Genomic DNA, 17714 nt, shown 5'->3' on the forward strand with positions numbered 1-17714 from the left:
CTAAGTATAAGGAATATCTGCAGGGCCGGGCGAGCAGATTGCGCAACATGCGAGCATGATCCAGAGATTTCTTAACAAGCAAAAGAATGCTCCATGTACATGACTTGCGGCTTGGGTTACATTGTTGGCACTTTTTTCCGGCGTAGCCCAAAACGCGCTGTCGTCAAGGGCATGGCCTTTAACAGTCCGATCTGGAGTTAAAATGTCCTCACGTAAAGAGCTTGCTAATGCTATTCGTGCGCTGAGCATGGACGCAGTACAGAAAGCCAAATCCGGCCACCCAGGGGCTCCTATGGGTATGGCTGATATCGCCGAAGTCCTGTGGCGTGATTTCCTGAACCACAACCCGCAGAACCCGTCATGGGCTGACCGCGACCGCTTCGTGCTGTCCAACGGCCACGGCTCAATGCTGATCTATAGCCTGCTGCACCTCACCGGCTACGATCTGCCAATTGAAGAGCTGAAAAACTTCCGTCAGCTGCACTCTAAAACTCCAGGTCACCCGGAAGTGGGTTACACCGCTGGCGTAGAAACCACCACCGGCCCGCTGGGTCAGGGTATTGCTAACGCTGTGGGTATGGCGATTGCTGAGAAGACGCTGGCGGCGCAGTTCAACCGTCCTGGTCACGACATCGTAGACCACTTCACCTACGCGTTCATGGGCGACGGCTGCATGATGGAAGGCATTTCTCACGAAGTGTGCTCCCTGGCAGGAACCCTGAAGCTGGGCAAACTGGTTGCGTTCTATGACGACAACGGTATCTCTATCGACGGTCACGTTGAAGGCTGGTTCACCGACGACACCGCAGCACGTTTCGAAGCCTACGGCTGGCACGTTGTGCGTGGCGTTGATGGCCACGATGCTGACTCGATTAAACGTGCAGTAGAAGAAGCGCGCGCTGTGACAGACAAACCGTCCCTGCTGATGTGCAAAACCATCATCGGCTTCGGCTCCCCGAACAAAGCGGGTACTCACGACTCCCACGGCGCGCCGCTGGGTGATGCGGAAATCGCACTGACCCGCGAAGCGCTGGGCTGGAAACACCCTGCATTCGAAATCCCATCTGAGATCTACGCTCAGTGGGATGCAAAAGAAGTAGGCCAGGCAAAAGAAGCTGCCTGGAACGAGAAGTTCGCTGCCTATGCGAAAGCGTTCCCGCAGGAAGCGGCTGAATTCACCCGTCGTATGAAAGGTGAAATGCCGTCTGACTTCGACGCGAAAGCGAACGAATTCATCGCTAAGCTGCAGGCGAACCCGTCTAAAATCGCGAGCCGTAAAGCGTCTCAGAATGCGATTGAAGCGTTCGGCCCATGGCTTCCAGAATTCCTGGGCGGCTCCGCTGACCTGGCACCATCTAACCTGACCCTGTGGTCTGGTTCTAAGCCAATCAACGAAGATACTGCCGGTAACTACATCCATTACGGTGTACGTGAATTCGGTATGACCGCGATTGCCAACGGTATCTCCCTGCACGGCGGTTTCCTGCCGTACACCTCTACCTTCCTGATGTTTGTCGAATATGCACGTAACGCCGTGCGTATGGCCGCGCTGATGAAACAGCGTCAGGTGATGGTCTACACCCACGACTCCATCGGTCTGGGCGAAGATGGCCCAACTCACCAGCCGGTAGAGCAGGTGGCTTCCCTGCGCGTGACCCCGAACATGAGCACATGGCGTCCATGTGACCAGGTTGAATCCGCGGTGGCGTGGAAATACGGCGTTGAGCGTCAGGACGGTCCAACCGCGCTGATCCTCTCCCGTCAGAACCTGGCACAGCAGGAGCGTACGCCTGAGCAGCTGGCGAACATCGCTCGCGGTGGTTACGTGCTGAAAGATTGCGCGGGCCAGCCAGAGCTGATCTTCATCGCCACCGGTTCTGAAGTTGAACTGGCGGTTGCAGCGTGGGAAAAACTGACTGCCGAAGGCGTGAAAGCGCGCGTGGTCTCCATGCCGTCTACCGACGCGTTCGACAAGCAGGATGCCGCTTACCGCGAATCCGTTCTGCCTAAAGCGGTTTCCGCGCGTGTGGCAGTGGAAGCGGGTATCGCTGACTACTGGTTCAAATACGTGGGTCTGAACGGTGCCATCGTCGGTATGACCACCTTCGGTGAGTCTGCTCCGGCAGAGCTGCTGTTCGAAGAGTTCGGCTTCACCGTTGAGAACGTTGTCGCGAAAGCGAAAGAACTGCTGTAATCGTTTGTACGGTGGGGGCTGATGCCCTCACCCCAACCCTCTCCCACGGGGGGAGGGTGCATACACTAAAAAACGGTAACCTCTCGGTTACCGTTTTGCTTTTACCTTGCCGCCATTATTCCACCTAAAATGTGACGCAAGTCATATAGCTCGCTTATTCATCTGGACAGACATTCCTTTTATTCCCCGATTCGCTTATTCTTGCTGAAGCGTTTCAGTCGATTAAATGTTCGACAATTGACCAATCAATCGCAGTTTGTGACAGCAAGGATTCCCCTTCGGGCGTAGCTGGATTACTCTTTCAGCCACCTCAAACTCAGGGATTGCTTTGCAGGAGATCTATGACCGTACGCGTAGCGATTAATGGCTTCGGTCGCATCGGACGTAATGTGGTTCGTGCTTTATATGAATCCGGACGTCGGGCGGAAATAACCGTGGTGGCAATCAATGAACTGGCGGATGCTACGGGCATGGCGCATTTGTTGAAATATGACACCAGCCACGGACGCTTTGCCTGGGATGTTCGCCAGGAAAGAGATCGGCTGTTTGTCGGCGACGATGCCATCCGCGTACTGCATGAGAGCAGCATCGCCGGGCTACCCTGGCGTGAGCTGGGTGTGGATGTGGTGCTTGACTGTACCGGTGTCTACGGCAACCGCGAACATGGCGAAGCACATCTGGCTGCCGGCGCGAAAAAAGTCCTGTTTTCTCATCCCGGCAGTAACGACCTCGACGCGACCGTCGTGTTTGGTGTCAACCAGCATGAGCTTCAGGCCGAACACCGCATTGTTTCCAACGCCTCCTGTACCACTAACTGCATTATTCCGGTCATCAAACTGTTAGACGATGCGTATGGCATTGAATCCGGCACCGTGACCACGATTCACTCCGCCATGCACGATCAGCAGGTTATCGACGCCTACCATCCGGATTTACGACGCACTCGCGCGGCGAGCCAGTCAATCATTCCGGTGGACACGAAACTGGCGGCAGGGATCACCCGAATTTTTCCGCAGTTTAATGACCGATTTGAAGCGATTGCCGTGCGTGTCCCGACGATTAACGTCACCGCAATCGATCTTAGCGTGACGGTGAAAAAACCGGTAAAAGCCTGTGAAGTCAACCTGTTGCTGCAAAAAGCGGCACAGGGGCATTTCATGGTATAGTTGACTATACGGAATTACCGTTGGTCTCAGTAGATTTTAACCACGACCCGCACAGCGCCATCGTCGATGGCACGCAAACGAGAGTTAGTGGCGCACACCTTATCAAGACGCTGGTCTGGTGTGATAACGAATGGGGCTTTGCTAACCGAATGCTCGACACCACGTTAGCAATGGCCGCTCAAGGTTTCAGGTAAGACGCATTGTGCGTCTGCAAAACTTTAAGAATCAACGAGAGGATTCACCATGTCTGTAATTAAGATGACCGATCTGGATCTGGCTGGTAAACGCGTTTTCATCCGTGCCGATCTGAACGTACCGGTTAAAGATGGCAAAGTGACCAGCGACGCGCGTATCCGTGCATCTCTGCCAACCATCGAACTGGCTCTGAAGCAGGGCGCGAAAGTGATGGTCACCTCCCACCTGGGTCGTCCAACTGAAGGCGAGTACAACGAAGAGTTCTCTCTGCTGCCAGTGGTTAATTACCTGAAAGACAAACTGTCCAACCCGGTTCGCCTGGTGAAAGATTACCTGGACGGCGTTGAAGTTGCAGCCGGTGAACTGGTTGTTCTGGAAAACGTTCGCTTCAACAAAGGCGAAAAGAAAGACGACGAAACCCTGTCCAAAAAATACGCTGCACTGTGCGACGTATTCGTGATGGATGCATTCGGTACGGCTCACCGTGCTCAGGCGTCAACCCACGGTATCGGTAAATTCGCAGACGTAGCGTGTGCCGGTCCTCTGCTGGCTGACGAACTGGAAGCGCTGGGTAAAGCACTGAAAGAACCTGCTCGTCCAATGGTGGCTATCGTTGGTGGTTCTAAAGTTTCTACCAAACTGACCGTTCTGGATTCCCTGTCTAAAATCGCTGACCAGCTGATCGTTGGCGGTGGTATCGCGAACACCTTCGTTGCCGCTCAGGGCCACAACGTGGGTAAATCCCTGTACGAAGCAGACCTGGTTGACGAAGCCAAACGCCTGCTGAGCACCTGCGATATCCCGGTTCCAACTGACGTTCGCGTTGCGACCGAGTTCTCCGAAACCGCAACCGCGACCCTGAAATCTGTTAACGACATCAAAGATGAAGAGCAGATTCTGGACCTGGGCGACGTTTCTGCACAGAAACTGGCTGAAATCCTCAAAAACGCAAAAACTATCCTGTGGAACGGTCCTGTTGGCGTGTTCGAATTCCCGAACTTCCGCAAAGGTACTGAAATCGTTGCTAACGCTATCGCAGACAGCGAAGCGTTCTCTATCGCAGGCGGTGGTGACACCCTGGCAGCAATCGACCTGTTCGGTATCGCTGACAAGATCTCCTACATCTCCACTGGTGGCGGCGCATTCCTCGAATTCGTGGAAGGCAAAGTACTGCCAGCAGTAGCAATGCTCGAAGAGCGCGCTAAGAAGTAAGCCATTCAAGGGCAGGGAAACCTGCCCAATTTTCAGCGCGCTTTTAAGAGCTCGCACCTTTTCTAACGGCCGAAGATACAGGACTAAGCAACATGTCTAAAATTTTTGATTTCGTAAAACCTGGCGTTATCACTGGTGATGACGTACAGAAAGTGTTCCAGGTAGCTAAAGAAAACAACTTCGCTCTGCCAGCAGTTAACTGCGTGGGTACCGACTCCATCAACGCCGTACTGGAAACTGCTGCTAAAGTTAAAGCTCCAGTTATCGTTCAGTTCTCTAACGGCGGTGCTGCGTTCATCGCAGGTAAAGGCGTGAAGACTGACATTCCTCAGGGTGCTGCAATCCTGGGCGCTATCTCTGGTGCGCACCACGTACACCAGATGGCTGAACACTACGGTGTTCCAGTTATCCTGCATACTGACCACTGCGCGAAGAAACTGCTGCCGTGGATCGACGGTCTGCTGGACGCTGGTGAAAAACACTTCGCAGCTACCGGTAAGCCACTGTTCTCTTCTCACATGATCGACCTGTCTGAAGAGTCACTGCACGAAAACATCGAAATCTGCTCCAAATACCTGGCGCGCATGGCCAAAATGGGCATGACCCTGGAAATCGAACTGGGTTGCACCGGTGGTGAAGAAGACGGCGTGGACAACAGCCACATGGACGCTTCTGCACTGTACACCCAGCCAGAAGACGTTGATTACGCTTACACCGAGCTGAGCAAAATCAGCCCACGCTTCACCATTGCAGCGTCCTTCGGTAACGTACACGGCGTTTACAAACCAGGTAACGTGGTTCTGACCCCGACTATCCTGCGTGATTCTCAGGAATACGTTTCTAAGAAACACAACCTGCCGCACAACAGCCTGAACTTCGTCTTCCACGGCGGTTCCGGTTCTTCTGCTCAGGAAATCAAAGACTCCGTAAGCTACGGCGTAGTGAAAATGAACATCGATACCGACACCCAGTGGGCAACATGGGACGGTATCCTGCAGTACTACAAAACCAACGAAGCTTACCTGCAGGGTCAGCTGGGCAACCCGAAAGGCGAAGACCAGCCGAACAAGAAATACTACGATCCACGCGTATGGCTGCGCGCTGCCCAGACTTCTATGATTACTCGTCTGGAGCAGGCATTCAAAGAGCTGAACGCGGTAGACGTTCTGTAATTTGAGCTGCTAACAGCATCAGAAGGCCCGCAAATGCGGGCCTTTTTTTATGCTTTTTCAATACCCTGCCAGGCCGGTTTTTGTGATCTGTTTGGCAATACTTGCGCTTTTTGTTTACCCTTTACGGACCTGCCTGTCTCCATGGGGGATGGATTTTGTGTTTTGATTTAACAAAAGGAAGAATAAATGGAACAACTCGATGTTGTAGACAGCATCAATAACGCCGGTAACTGGCTGGTGCGCAACCAGGCGCTGCTGCTGAGCTATGCCGTGAACATCGTCGCGGCGATTGCCATCATCATCGTCGGGATGATCGTGGCGCGTATCGTATCGAACGCGGTTAACCGCGTGATGCTGGCCCGTCACATTGACGCCACGGTGGCTGACTTCCTCTCCGCACTGGTGCGCTACGGCATTATCGCCTTTACGCTGATTGCGGCGCTGGGCCGTGTGGGCGTGCAGACCGCCTCCGTCATTGCCGTTCTCGGTGCCGCCGGTCTGGCCATTGGTCTGGCGCTGCAGGGCTCGCTGTCAAACCTGGCGGCAGGCGTTCTGCTGGTCACCTTCCGTCCGTTCCGCTCCGGCGAATACGTTGACCTTGGCGGCATTGCCGGGACCGTGCTGCAGGTGCAGATTTTCTCAACGACCATGCGTACCGTCGATGGCCGCATCGTGGTTGTGCCGAACGGGAAAATCATCGCGGGCAACATCATTAACTTCTCCCGTGAACCGGTGCGTCGTAACGAACTGATTATCAGCGTGGCGTACGACTCTAACATCGATCAGGTGAAGTCGCTGATTAGCAACATCATTGCTTCAGACGATCGCATTCTGAAAGACAAAGAGCAGACGGTTCGCCTGAACGAACTGGGCGCTTCCTCCATTAACTTCGTGGTTCGTATCTGGAGCAAAAGCAGCGATCTGCAAAACGTATACTGGGACGTGCTGGAACGCATTAAGCGCGACTTCGATGCCAACGGCATCAGCTTCCCGTACCCGCAGATGGACGTAAACGTCAAAAAAGTCAAAGAAGCCGAATAACTTCTCCCGCAGGCCCGGTCAGCGCTAGCGCCACCGGGCTTTATTTTTATAAGCGCTGCTAATCCCCAATTAATATTATCAATTTCCTCTAATGTAATTCGCGCAGTATAGTCTCCTTCCAGAACAACACTGTGAGAATTCCGTCATGTTATCCTATTACTTTCAAGGGCTTGCCTTAGGTGCGGCCATGATCCTCCCCCTTGGCCCACAAAATGCGTTCGTGATGAACCAGGGCATCCGCCGCCAGTATCATCTGATGATTGCCCTGCTGTGCGCGGTTAGCGATTTACTGCTGATCTGTGCCGGGATTTTTGGCGGCAGCGCATTACTCATGCAGTCTCCCTGGCTGCTGGCGCTGGTCACCTGGGGCGGCGTGGCGTTTCTGCTCTGGTACGGTTTTGGTGCCCTGAAAACCGCGATGAGCACCAACCTCGAACTGGCGAGCGCGGAAGTCATGAAGCAGGGCCGCTGGAAGATTATTGTCACCATGCTGGCGGTCACCTGGCTTAATCCGCATGTTTATCTGGACACCTTCGTGGTGCTGGGCAGCCTGGGCGGGCAGCTGGACGTTGAGCCGAAGCGCTGGTTTGCGCTTGGCACGGTTAGCGCCTCTTTCCTCTGGTTCTTCGGCCTCGCCATTCTTGCCGCATGGCTGGCACCTCGTCTGCGTACGGCCAAAGCCCAGCGCATCATTAATACGCTGGTGGGGCTGGTGATGTGGTTTATTGCTTTTCAGCTGGCAAAAGACGGGATTCACCACGTTCAGGAATTGTTCAACTAATCCTTGTCTTATGGACAACTGAACAAGACCCGCTAAGCTTGCTGGCATGCGCCCTGTTAATGGGCACTCTTCGCAACATGGAGGAATAACAGTGAAGTTTAAGGTGATGGCCCTGGCGGCATTAGTAAGTTTTGGTGCGGTGTCGGTGCAGGCAAGTGAACTGCCGGATGGCCCGCACATCGTCACTTCAGGCACCGCAAGCGTGGACGCGGTACCCGATGTCGCAACGCTGGCAATTGAAGTCAATGTGTCTGCGAAAGATGCGGCATCTGCCAAGAAGCAGGCTGACGATCGTGTTGCGCAATACCTCTCTTTCCTCGAGCAGAACGGTGTAGGTAAAAAGGATATCAACTCCGCGAACCTGCGTACTCAACCTGATTACGACTACCAGAATGGTAAAAGCATCCTGAAAGGCTACCGTGCCGTGCGTACCGTCGAAGTGACCGTGCGTCAGCTGGATAAGCTTAACTCGCTGCTGGATGGCGCGCTGAAGGCGGGTCTGAACGAAATTCGTTCCGTGTCGCTGGGCGTTGCGCAACCGGAAAAATACAAAGACGAAGCGCGTAAAGCGGCGATTGATGATGCCATACACCAGGCGGAACAGCTGGCTTCTGGCTTTAAGAGCAAGCTCGGCCCGGTTTACAGCGTGCGTTACCACGTCTCTAACTACCAGCCAAGCCCGATGGTACGTATGATGAAGGCTGATGCAGCCCCGGTGTCCGCTCAGGAAACCTATGAGCAGCCAACCATTCAGTTCGACGATCAGGTGGATGTGGTCTTCCAGCTGGAGCCAACTCAAACTCAACAAACTGAGGCGGCTAAGGCGCAGTAATTTGCCCTCACCCTAACCCTCTCCCGCAGGGAGAGGGAATTCAATCGATTAATCCTGTCTCAATACCTTGTGCCCGTACGCCAGCAGCGCGTCGGTGACGTTGCGCATCATGCGGCTTTCCGGCGCAAAACGGTGCCAGTAGAGCATCCGGCGCTGATACAGCCCCGGCGTCAGGTCAATCAGCTCACCGCTTTTCAACTCTTTCTCAATCTGCAGATGCGGGATCATGCAGCAGGTGGTGCCCTGACGTGCAAGCTGCACAAAGGCTTCAGACGAGTTAACGATATGGCACGGCACGCTGCCCGGCGGCAGATCGAAGTTTTGCTGCAGGAACGCCTGATGCATATCGTCCAGATGGTCGAACGCCACGGCAGGGGCTTTCAGCAGCGCGGCGCGGGTGACGCCGTTCGGGAAGTAGCGCTCGGCAAAGGCTTTTGAACCCACAAACAGGTAGTCCAGGGCGCCCAGCTGATCGACAAGGCAGCTTGGCAGCGCCTGAGGCTGGATACTGACCGCCCCAACCACTTCACCGCGACGCAGGCGTTCCTGGGTTCGGGTTTCATCTTCAACCTGTAAGTTCAGGCGGATAGGGGAATCTGCTAATACCGGCGCAAGGGCCGGCAGCAGCCAGGTTGCGAGACTGTCGGCGTTGACCGCCAGAGAGAGCAGCAGCGGCGTAGAGCCCGTTTGTTCGTCACCCAGCCACTCGTCTTCCAGCAGTTCAACCTGGCGCAGCAGGGCGAGGAGCTTTTGCCCCTGCTCGGTTGGACGTGGCGGCACGGTGCGCACCAGCAGCGGCTGGCCGAACATGTTTTCAAGCTGTTTGATACGCTGTGATACGGCGGACTGGGTGATGCAAAGCTTTTGCGCCGCGCGCTCAAAACCTCGTTCACGAATAACTGCATCAAGTGCCTGTAGTGTTCTGTAGTCCGGACGTTTCATTGCTCTGGCTGGCTCCTTAATTTTGCTTATTCTGCACTATGACACAATTTTCCCTTCGTGGCAGACGAATTCCATTCGACGTGTTCTATAATGCGCCCTGAGTTTTCACACCACAGGCAAAACGATCATGACGCAGGATGAACTGAAAAAAGCAGTAGGATGGGCCGCTCTCCAGTACGTGCAGCCGGGTACCATTGTCGGTGTCGGTACGGGATCAACCGCGGCACACTTTATCGATGCGCTGGGCACGATGAAGGGGCAAATCGAGGGCGCGGTTTCCAGCTCTGATGCTTCCACGGAAAAGCTGAAAAGCCTCGGCATTACCGTTTTCGATCTCAACGAAGTGGATCGTCTGGGGATTTACGTTGATGGTGCGGATGAAATCAACGGCCACATGCAGATGATCAAAGGCGGCGGCGCGGCGCTGACGCGCGAGAAGATCATCGCCTCCGTTGCGGACAAGTTTATCTGCATCGCGGACGCCTCCAAGCAGGTCGACATTCTGGGTAATTTCCCGCTGCCGGTCGAAGTGATCCCAATGGCCCGTAGCGCGGTTGCCCGTCAGCTGGTGAAGCTGGGCGGTCGTCCGGAATATCGTCAGGGCGTAGTCACCGATAACGGTAACGTGATCCTCGACGTTCACGGTCTGGAAATTCTCGACGCGATTGCGCTGGAAAATGCCATCAACGCTATCCCAGGCGTAGTGACCGTAGGGCTATTCGCCAACCGTGGCGCGGATGTGGCGCTGATCGGCACCGCTGACGGCGTGAAAACCATCGTAAAATGATCTGACGGGGGGAGTCCTCCCCCCGCTAAAAAATTTTTGAAAAGCTAAATTCGGTGACTTGTGTCACGTTTTTCAACCTCTTTTGCCGATCCTGCCGCGTTTGTAAATTTCCATAGCATTTTCCTCTGACATTTTGCCCTGGATGACTTTTCTTCAGAGTGCCGACGCAAACGTTCATATTGCTGCAATAGTTTTTTTTGATATGTTGGCTACAGCGGATTCATATCCAGCACAACATCAGTTCAGACAAAAACAGGGTCGGGTAAATGGCAAAGGTATCACTGGAGAAAGACAAGATTAAATTCCTGCTGGTCGAGGGCGTGCATCAAAAAGCAATCGATAGCCTTCGTGCGGCAGGTTACACCAACATCGAATTTCACAAAGGCGCGCTCGATACCGAAGAGCTGAAAGCGTCCATCCGTGATGCCCACTTCATTGGCCTGCGATCCCGTACTCATCTGACTGAAGAGGTTATTGCCGCGGCGGAAAAGCTGGTGGCTATCGGCTGCTTCTGCATCGGTACCAACCAGGTTGACCTGAATGCTGCCGCCAAACGCGGTATTCCCGTCTTCAACGCCCCGTTCTCCAACACCCGTTCCGTGGCGGAGCTGGTGATCGGCGAACTGCTGCTGCTGCTGCGCGGCATTCCAGAAGCGAACGCCAAGGCGCACCGCGGCGTGTGGAACAAACTGGCGTCCGGCTCATATGAAGCGCGTGGTAAAAAGCTGGGGATTATCGGCTACGGCCACATCGGTACGCAGCTCGGTATTCTGGCGGAATCCCTGGGCATGCACGTGTTTTTCTACGATATCGAAAGCAAGCTGCCGCTGGGCAATGCGACCCAGGTTCAACACCTTTCTGACCTGCTGAACATGAGCGACGTGGTGAGCCTGCACGTGCCGGAAAATGCGTCCACCAAGAACATGATGGGCGCGGAAGAGCTGGCGCTGATGAAGCCGGGCTCACTGCTGATCAACGCCGCGCGCGGCACGGTTGTCGATATCCCGGCCCTGGCGGATGCGCTGAAGCGTAAGCATCTGGCTGGCGCGGCCATCGACGTCTTCCCGACGGAGCCAGCCACCAACAGCGATCCGTTTACCTCTCCGCTGTGCGAGTTCGACAACGTGATCCTGACGCCACACATCGGCGGCTCTACCCAGGAAGCACAGGAGAATATCGGCCTTGAAGTAGCGGGTAAGCTGAGCAAATACTCCGACAACGGCTCTACGCTTTCTGCCGTGAACTTCCCGGAAGTGTCTCTGCCGCTGCACGGTGGTCGTCGTCTGCTGCACATCCACGAAAACCGTCCAGGCGTGCTGACCGCGATCAACCAGATCTTTGCCGAGCAGGGCGTCAACATTGCCGCGCAGTATCTGCAAACGAACTCGCAGATGGGCTACGTGGTTATTGATATCGAAGCGGATGACGATGTTGCCGAAAAAGCGCTGCAGAGCATGAAGGCGATTCAGGGGACAATTCGCGCACGTCTGCTGTACTGATAGTGGCGAGGTAAATGCAAAACGGTAACTGTTGTTACCGTTTTTTTATATTGTCTCCCTCTCCCTGTGGGAGAGGGTTGGGGTGAGGGCATCAGGCCGCACGTTTAATTCACCATTCCCACAACTTCGACGGCGTCACCACCGCCGGCAACGGCACGTCCCACTTCTCCACCGGCAACGCCTCCACGCCCTGACAATCATGCGCATAGCCCACCGGCTGCAATCCGTACTGCTGCCAGTTTTGCAGCGTCCGGTCGTAAAAGCCGCCGCCCATCCCCAAACGCTGGCCCTGTTCATCAAACGCCACCAGCGGTGTAATCAGCACATCCAGCTGTGACAGCGGGAGCACGTCGCGCACGTCGAGTTTCGGTTCGGTGATTTTCAGGCGATTAACCACCAGCTCGCTGTGCGGGTGGTAGTGCAGAAACAGCAAATTTCCCTCGCTGAACGGGTGCAGCACCGGCAGATAGACCTTCTTCCCCGCGCGCCAGAGCTGCTCTATCAGCGGCTGGGTATCCAGCTCTCCATCAAACGACAGAAACAGCGCAACGGTATGCGCCATCACGACAGGGGGATACGCCATCATACGGGCGGCGGCCCGCTGGGCAAAATGCGCTTGCTCATCGGCGGTTAACGCACGGCGGCGCTGACGAATTAACTGACGGATGTCCTGGCGTGAAGCAGAAACTTCAGGGAATTGGGTCATGGTAGTCGGTAGAAGAAAAGAGAGGGAATCTCCGAGATGCCGCCGCAGGCTGTAACCCTTGAACCCTTGGTTCAAGGTGAATGTGTCGTCATAGTTTTAAGGCTTCTCGGACGGACCGAGCATGCTCACCAACCATGGAGCGCCACATTCTTGTGGTATGAAATATCGGCTCAGGGGACTGGCCCGCTTGCGAACATCTCAGAGAAATTTTGTCTTCACAGTTACTCTACCATAGTCAACTGAGAAGTGTTATTCAAACTTTGGTCCCGGTCTTTCGGGATTGCGACCTTGATCAAGCAATGCCTGTTCTATGGTCTGCTGGAGCATTTTAATGCGCTGCTCCATGCTTGCCGCGTAGTCGCGGGTCTTCGCTTTTTCCTGAGTCAGTTCATAGCTGATGTTCAACGCGGCGATGAAAACCAGCTGCTCAGTATTTGTGACTCTAGTGCGTTCTTTTAGATCTTGCAACCGCTGATTCAAATCGTCCGCTGCCTGATTCAAAGCATCCCTTTGTTCAGGCGGACAATTCACTCGTAGTGAACGGCCAAAAATCTGGAGATCGACGGGTTGTGCAGACATGCCACCTTCCTGCTGATTGACTGCGCTGCCTTCGCTTACTGCCCCGGGGGCTGCGAAGGGGCGACACTATAGCTACCCTGATGTGAAGATACAAGCCCTTTACTGGTATCACCAGGGTCCAAAGTGGTAGCATATCATGAAACTTCCCCCCTTTGATGACGAATGCTCATGTCTATACAGAACGAAATGCCTGGTTACAAGGATTTAAACCAGTTACTGAACCAGCAGGGAGTCGGTTTAACCCCTGCCGAAATGCACGGTCTGATCAGTGGCATGCTGTGCGGCGGAAACAGCGACAGCTCATGGCAGCCGCTGATCCACGACCTCACGAATGAAGGGCTGGCGTTTGGTCACGAGCTGGCGGAAGCGCTGCGTAAAATGCACGCCGCAACCAGCGATTCGCTGGAAGACGATGGCTTCCTTTTTCAGCTTTATCTGCCTGAAGGCGACGACGTCAGCGTGTTCGATCGCGCCGATGCGCTGGCCGGCTGGGTAAACCACTATCTGCTGGGGCTCGGCGTGACGCAGCCTAAACTGGATAAAGTGACCGGCGAAGCGGGTGAGGCGATCGACGACCTGCGTAACATCGCCCAGCTTGGCTACGATGAAGACGAAGACCAGGAAGAGCTGGAAATGTCTCTTGAAGAGATTATCGAGTACGTGCGCGTGGCGGCACTGCTGTGCCACGACAACTTCACGCGCTCACAGCCGACCGCGCCGGAAGTCCGCAAGCCAACCTTACATTAAGAAAAATAACGCACAGGAGGGTGTCATGGTTATCTCGAGTCAAGAGTATTCCCGCCGCCGTCAGGCGCTGCTGGCAACAATGCAGCCGGGCAGCGCCGCGCTGATTTTTGCTGCGCCCGAAGTCACGCGCAGCGCCGACAGCGAATATCCCTATCGCCAGAGCAGCGATTTCTGGTACTTCACCGGCTTTAACGAGCCGGAAGCGGTGCTGGTGCTGATTAAGAGCAATGACACCCACAATCACAGCGTAATTTTCAACCGCGTGCGCGATCTGACGGCCGAAATCTGGTTTGGCCGCCGCCTGGGCCAGGAGGCCGCACCGGCGAGGCTGGGCGTTGACCGCGCGCTGGCGTTTAGCGAAATCAACCAGCAGCTCTATCAGCTGCTTAACGGCCTCGACGTGCTCTATCACGCGCAGGGTGAATATGCGTACGCCGATGAGATTGTTTTCACCGCGTTGGATAAGCTGCGCAAAGGCTCGCGCCAGAATCTGTCCGCGCCCGCCACGCTGACGGACTGGCGCCCGGTGGTGCATGAGATGCGCCTGTTCAAGTCTGAAGAAGAGCTGAATTTGATGCGTCGTGCGGGCGAAATCAGCGCCCTGGCGCACACCCGCGCCATGGAAAAGTGCCGTCCCGGGATGTTCGAATACCAGCTGGAAGGCGAAATTCATCACGAATTTAACCGCCACGGCGCGCGTTATCCCTCCTACAACACCATTGTTGGCGGCGGAGAAAACGGCTGCATTCTGCACTACACCGAAAACGAAAGCGCGCTGCGCGACGGCGATCTGGTGCTGATTGACGCCGGTTGCGAATACCAGGGCTACGCGGGGGACATCACCCGTACTTTCCCGGTGAACGGTAAATTCTCACCGGCACAGCGCGCGATTTACGACATCGTTCTCGAGTCGCTTGAGACGGCGCTCAGGCTATATCGTCCCGGTACCTCCATGCAGGAAGTGACCGGCGAAGTGGTGCGCATCATGATTACCGGCCTGGTCAGGCTCGGGATCCTGAAAGGAGAGGTCGACACCCTGATCGCTGAAAATGCGCATCGACCGTATTTCATGCACGGCCTGAGCCACTGGCTGGGGCTGGATGTACATGACGTTGGCGCGTACGGCACGGACCGTTCGCGCGTGCTGGAGCCGGGCATGGTATTAACCGTGGAGCCGGGTCTGTACATCGCGCCGGATGCTGACGTGCCGGAACAATACCGCGGGATCGGCATTCGCATCGAAGACGACATCGTGATCACCGAAAACGGCAATGAAAACCTGACCGCAACCGTCGTGAAGAACGCCGATGATATTGAGGCGCTGATGGCAGCGGCACGCGCATGAGCGTGATTATCGTTGGCGGCGGCATGACCGGGGCCACGCTGGCGCTGGCCATTTCGCATTTGACGAAGGGGCAGCTTGCGGTGCACCTGGTGGAAGCCGTCGCGCCGCATGCCAAAAATCATCCCGGTTTTGATTCCCGCGCCATTGCCCTGGCGCAGGGTACCTGTCAGCAGCTGTCCCGCATTGGCATCTGGCAGGCCATCGCCGATTGCGCGACGGCAATTAAAACCGTTCACGTAAGCGATCGTGGCCATGCTGGCTTTGTGACGCTGGATGCCCATGATTACCGTATCGACGCGCTGGGTCAGGTTGTTGAACTCCACGACGTTGGCCTGCGTCTGTTCCGTCTGTTACAGGATGCGCCGGGCGTCACGCTTCACTGTCCGGCACGCGTGGCCAGTTTTAGCCGCAGCGAAGATGGGGTCAGCGTAGCCCTCGATAATGGCACCGTTCTCGACGGCCAGCTTCTGGTGGCGGCGGACGGCTCGCGTTCGGCGCTCGGCACGCAGTGCGGCGTCGAGTGGCGTCAGCAGCCTTACGGGCAGGTTGCGGTCATTGCGAACGTCTCTACCGCAGCAGAACACCACGGCAGGGCGTTTGAACGCTTTACGCAACATGGTCCGCTGGCGATGCTGCCGATGTCGGACGGGCGCTGTTCGCTTGTCTGGTGTCATCCGCAGGATAAGGCTGAAGAGGTTAAAGCCTGGTCAGACGAACGTTTTTGTACCGAGCTGCAGAAAGCCTTTGGCTGGCGGCTGGGGCGTATTACCCATGCGGGGAAACGTGCGGTCTATCCGCTGTCGTTAACCACCGCATCGCAGTCTGTTTCTCACCGCGTGGCGCTGGTCGGCAACGCCGCGCAGACATTACATCCTATTGCCGGACAAGGATTTAACCTTGGGCTGCGTGATGTCATGAGCCTGGCGGAATCGCTGGCGCTGGCATGGGGTGAGCAAAAAGATTGCGGCGCTTATTCGGTGCTAAGCCATTACCAGAAGCGACGTCAGGTCGATAAAGAGGCGACGATTGGCGTTACCGACGGCTTAGTCCATCTCTTTGCCAATCGCTGGGCACCGCTGGTTGCAGGCCGCAACCTCGGGCTGATGGCGATGGAATTATTCATTCCGGCACGTGACGTGCTGGCGCAGCGGACTCTTGGTTGGGTCGCGCGTTAAGGAGTTATCACCGTGCAAAATGTTGATGTTGCCATCGTTGGCGGCGGTATGGTCGGGCTGGCGCTTGCCTGTGGTTTACAGGGCAGCGGCCTGCGCGTGGCGGTGCTGGAGCAAAAGCAGCCTCAGCCCGTTGCGCCAGATGCCCCGCCGGAACTCCGCGTCTCGGCGATCAATGCCGCCAGCGAGAAATTGCTGACGCACCTTGGCGTCTGGGCAGATATTGTGGCGCAGCGCGCCAGCTGCTATCACGGCATGGAGGTGTGGGATAAAGACAGCTTTGGTCATATTGCTTTTGATGATGAAAGCATGGGCTATAGCCATCTGGGTCATATTATCGAAAACGCGGTGATCCACCACGCGCTGTGGCAGAAAGCGCAGCAGTGCAGCGATGTGACCCTGATTGCGCCTGCGCAGATCCAGCAGGTGGCATGGGGTGAAAACGAGGCGTTTATCACCCTGCAAAGCGGCGACATGCTGACCGCGCGTCTGGTGGTCGGTGCTGACGGTGCCAACTCCTGGCTGCGGAATAAAGCCGATATCCCGCTGACCTTCTGGGATTACCGCCATCATGCGATGGTGGCAACGATCCGAACAGAGGAGCCGCACGGCGGCGTGGCGCGGCAGATTTTCCACAACGACGGCATTCTGGCGTTCCTGCCGCTTTCCGAACCGCACCTGTGCTCGATTGTCTGGTCCCTGGTGCCGGAGAAAGCCCAGCAGATGCAGGAGGCGACGCCGGACGCCTTTAACCAGGCGCTGTGCGTGGCGTTTGATAACCGCCTTGGCCTGTGCACGCTTGAAAGCGAGCGTCAGGTCTTCCCGTTAACCGGCCGCTACGCGCGTCAGTTTGCCGCGCACCGTCTGGCGCTGGTGGGGGATGCGGCGCATACCATTCATCCGCTGGCCGGGCAGGGCGTTAACCTTGGCTTTATGGACGCGGCGGAGCTGGTTGAGGAGCTGCGTCGCCTGCATCGCGAAGGCAAAGATATCGGCCAGTATCTCTACCTGCGTCGCTACGAGCGCAGCCGCAAGCACAGTGCGGCGATGATGCTGGCGGGCATGCAGGGCTTCCGCGAGCTGTTTGCCGGCGCGAATCCGGCAAAAAAACTGCTGCGCGACATTGGCCTCAAGCTTGCTGACACCCTTCCGGGTGTTAAACCTCAACTCCTCCGTCAGGCGATGGGTCTTAACGACCTGCCGGACTGGCTACGTTAATTTAGACCCCCGTCACGCTTTATTTTCCCGGCCTCTGCGCCGGGGAAATTCCCTCGTTTGAAATATTCTAATTTCACGTCATTTTTCGCATTAGAAAATCTAATCTACGAGATTTTATGTTACGGA

General features: G+C 55.8%; 15 protein-coding genes, 1 other RNA gene and 1 pseudogene. 13 read left to right on the top strand and 4 right to left on the bottom strand.

Annotated features, from left to right (window positions below):
- The first annotated feature begins 202 nt into the window (after positions 1–202).
- From tkt to ACJ69_RS20995, 7 genes and pseudogenes are all read left to right on the top strand, one after another.
- Positions 203–2194 carry a transketolase gene (gene tkt, locus ACJ69_RS20965; protein ID WP_033146601.1) on the top strand — a complete coding sequence of 664 codons (1992 nt, stop codon included), beginning with the start codon at positions 203–205 and terminating at the stop codon, positions 2192–2194.
- A 341-nt stretch (positions 2195–2535) separates the two neighbouring features.
- Positions 2536–3554, top strand: a pseudogene (gene epd / locus ACJ69_RS20970) (erythrose-4-phosphate dehydrogenase).
- A 49-nt stretch (positions 3555–3603) separates the two neighbouring features.
- Positions 3604–4767, top strand: coding sequence for a phosphoglycerate kinase (gene pgk, locus ACJ69_RS20975; protein ID WP_023333323.1), 1164 nt, complete (start codon positions 3604–3606; stop codon positions 4765–4767).
- 92 nt (positions 4768–4859) lie between these two features.
- Positions 4860–5939 (top strand): class II fructose-bisphosphate aldolase, encoded by a 1080-nt coding sequence (gene fbaA, locus ACJ69_RS20980; RefSeq protein ID WP_029739216.1) that lies wholly within the window; start codon positions 4860–4862, stop codon positions 5937–5939.
- Positions 5940–6125: 186 nt separating this feature from the next.
- Positions 6126–6980 carry a small-conductance mechanosensitive channel MscS gene (mscS, locus tag ACJ69_RS20985; protein WP_059347703.1) on the top strand — a complete coding sequence of 285 codons (855 nt, stop codon included), beginning with the start codon at positions 6126–6128 and terminating at the stop codon, positions 6978–6980.
- Positions 6981–7125: 145 nt separating this feature from the next.
- A complete protein-coding gene (gene argO, locus ACJ69_RS20990) occupies positions 7126–7761 on the top strand; it encodes an arginine exporter ArgO (protein WP_054830016.1) in 636 nt (211 codons plus the stop codon).
- Positions 7762–7852: 91 nt separating this feature from the next.
- On the top strand, positions 7853–8593 hold the full coding sequence (locus ACJ69_RS20995; protein WP_023309114.1) for an oxidative stress defense protein: 741 nt from the start codon (positions 7853–7855) through the stop codon (positions 8591–8593).
- 48 nt (positions 8594–8641) lie between these two features.
- On the opposite strand, the gene argP is transcribed toward ACJ69_RS20995, so the two are convergent.
- Positions 8642–9535: a DNA-binding transcriptional regulator ArgP gene (argP, locus tag ACJ69_RS21000; RefSeq protein WP_008499727.1), complete on the bottom strand. Its 894-nt coding sequence runs from the start codon at positions 9533–9535 to the stop codon at positions 8642–8644.
- Positions 9536–9662: 127 nt separating this feature from the next.
- On the opposite strand from argP, the gene rpiA reads away from it, so the two are divergent.
- Together rpiA and serA are read left to right on the top strand one after the other, a co-directional pair.
- Positions 9663–10322, top strand: a complete 660-nt coding sequence (gene rpiA, locus ACJ69_RS21005) for a ribose-5-phosphate isomerase RpiA (RefSeq protein WP_014885151.1) — start codon at positions 9663–9665, stop codon at positions 10320–10322.
- A 266-nt stretch (positions 10323–10588) separates the two neighbouring features.
- Positions 10589–11821: a phosphoglycerate dehydrogenase gene (serA, locus tag ACJ69_RS21010; RefSeq protein WP_023309113.1), complete on the top strand. Its 1233-nt coding sequence runs from the start codon at positions 10589–10591 to the stop codon at positions 11819–11821.
- A 109-nt stretch (positions 11822–11930) separates the two neighbouring features.
- On the opposite strand, the gene ACJ69_RS21015 is transcribed toward serA, so the two are convergent.
- From ACJ69_RS21015 to zapA, 3 genes are all read right to left on the bottom strand, one after another.
- On the bottom strand, positions 11931–12527 hold the full coding sequence (locus ACJ69_RS21015) for a 5-formyltetrahydrofolate cyclo-ligase (RefSeq protein ID WP_029739213.1): 597 nt from the start codon (positions 12525–12527) through the stop codon (positions 11931–11933).
- Positions 12528–12551: 24 nt separating this feature from the next.
- Positions 12552–12735, bottom strand: a non-coding RNA gene (gene ssrS / locus ACJ69_RS21020) — 6S RNA.
- A 41-nt stretch (positions 12736–12776) separates the two neighbouring features.
- On the bottom strand, positions 12777–13106 hold the full coding sequence (gene zapA / locus ACJ69_RS21025) for a cell division protein ZapA (protein WP_006811891.1): 330 nt from the start codon (positions 13104–13106) through the stop codon (positions 12777–12779).
- A gap of 168 nt (positions 13107–13274) precedes the next feature.
- On the opposite strand from zapA, the gene ACJ69_RS21030 reads away from it, so the two are divergent.
- Genes ACJ69_RS21030 through ubiI form a run of 4 tightly spaced genes read left to right on the top strand, consistent with a single transcriptional unit; the run spans position 13275 to position 17588 of the window.
- A complete protein-coding gene (locus ACJ69_RS21030; protein ID WP_029739212.1) occupies positions 13275–13853 on the top strand; it encodes a YecA/YgfB family protein in 579 nt (192 codons plus the stop codon).
- A 31-nt stretch (positions 13854–13884) separates the two neighbouring features.
- A complete protein-coding gene (gene pepP, locus ACJ69_RS21035) occupies positions 13885–15198 on the top strand; it encodes a Xaa-Pro aminopeptidase (protein ID WP_155616790.1) in 1314 nt (437 codons plus the stop codon).
- Positions 15195–16373: a 2-octaprenyl-6-methoxyphenyl hydroxylase gene (ubiH, locus tag ACJ69_RS21040; RefSeq protein ID WP_059347705.1), complete on the top strand. Its 1179-nt coding sequence runs from the start codon at positions 15195–15197 to the stop codon at positions 16371–16373. Before pepP ends, ubiH begins: the two co-directional genes overlap by 4 nt.
- A gap of 12 nt (positions 16374–16385) precedes the next feature.
- On the top strand, positions 16386–17588 hold the full coding sequence (ubiI, locus tag ACJ69_RS21045) for an FAD-dependent 2-octaprenylphenol hydroxylase (RefSeq protein ID WP_054830014.1): 1203 nt from the start codon (positions 16386–16388) through the stop codon (positions 17586–17588).
- The last annotated feature ends 126 nt before the right edge of the window (positions 17589–17714 follow it).

This window comes from Enterobacter asburiae (assembly GCF_001521715.1).
Classification (GTDB): Bacteria; Pseudomonadota; Gammaproteobacteria; order Enterobacterales; family Enterobacteriaceae; genus Enterobacter; species Enterobacter asburiae.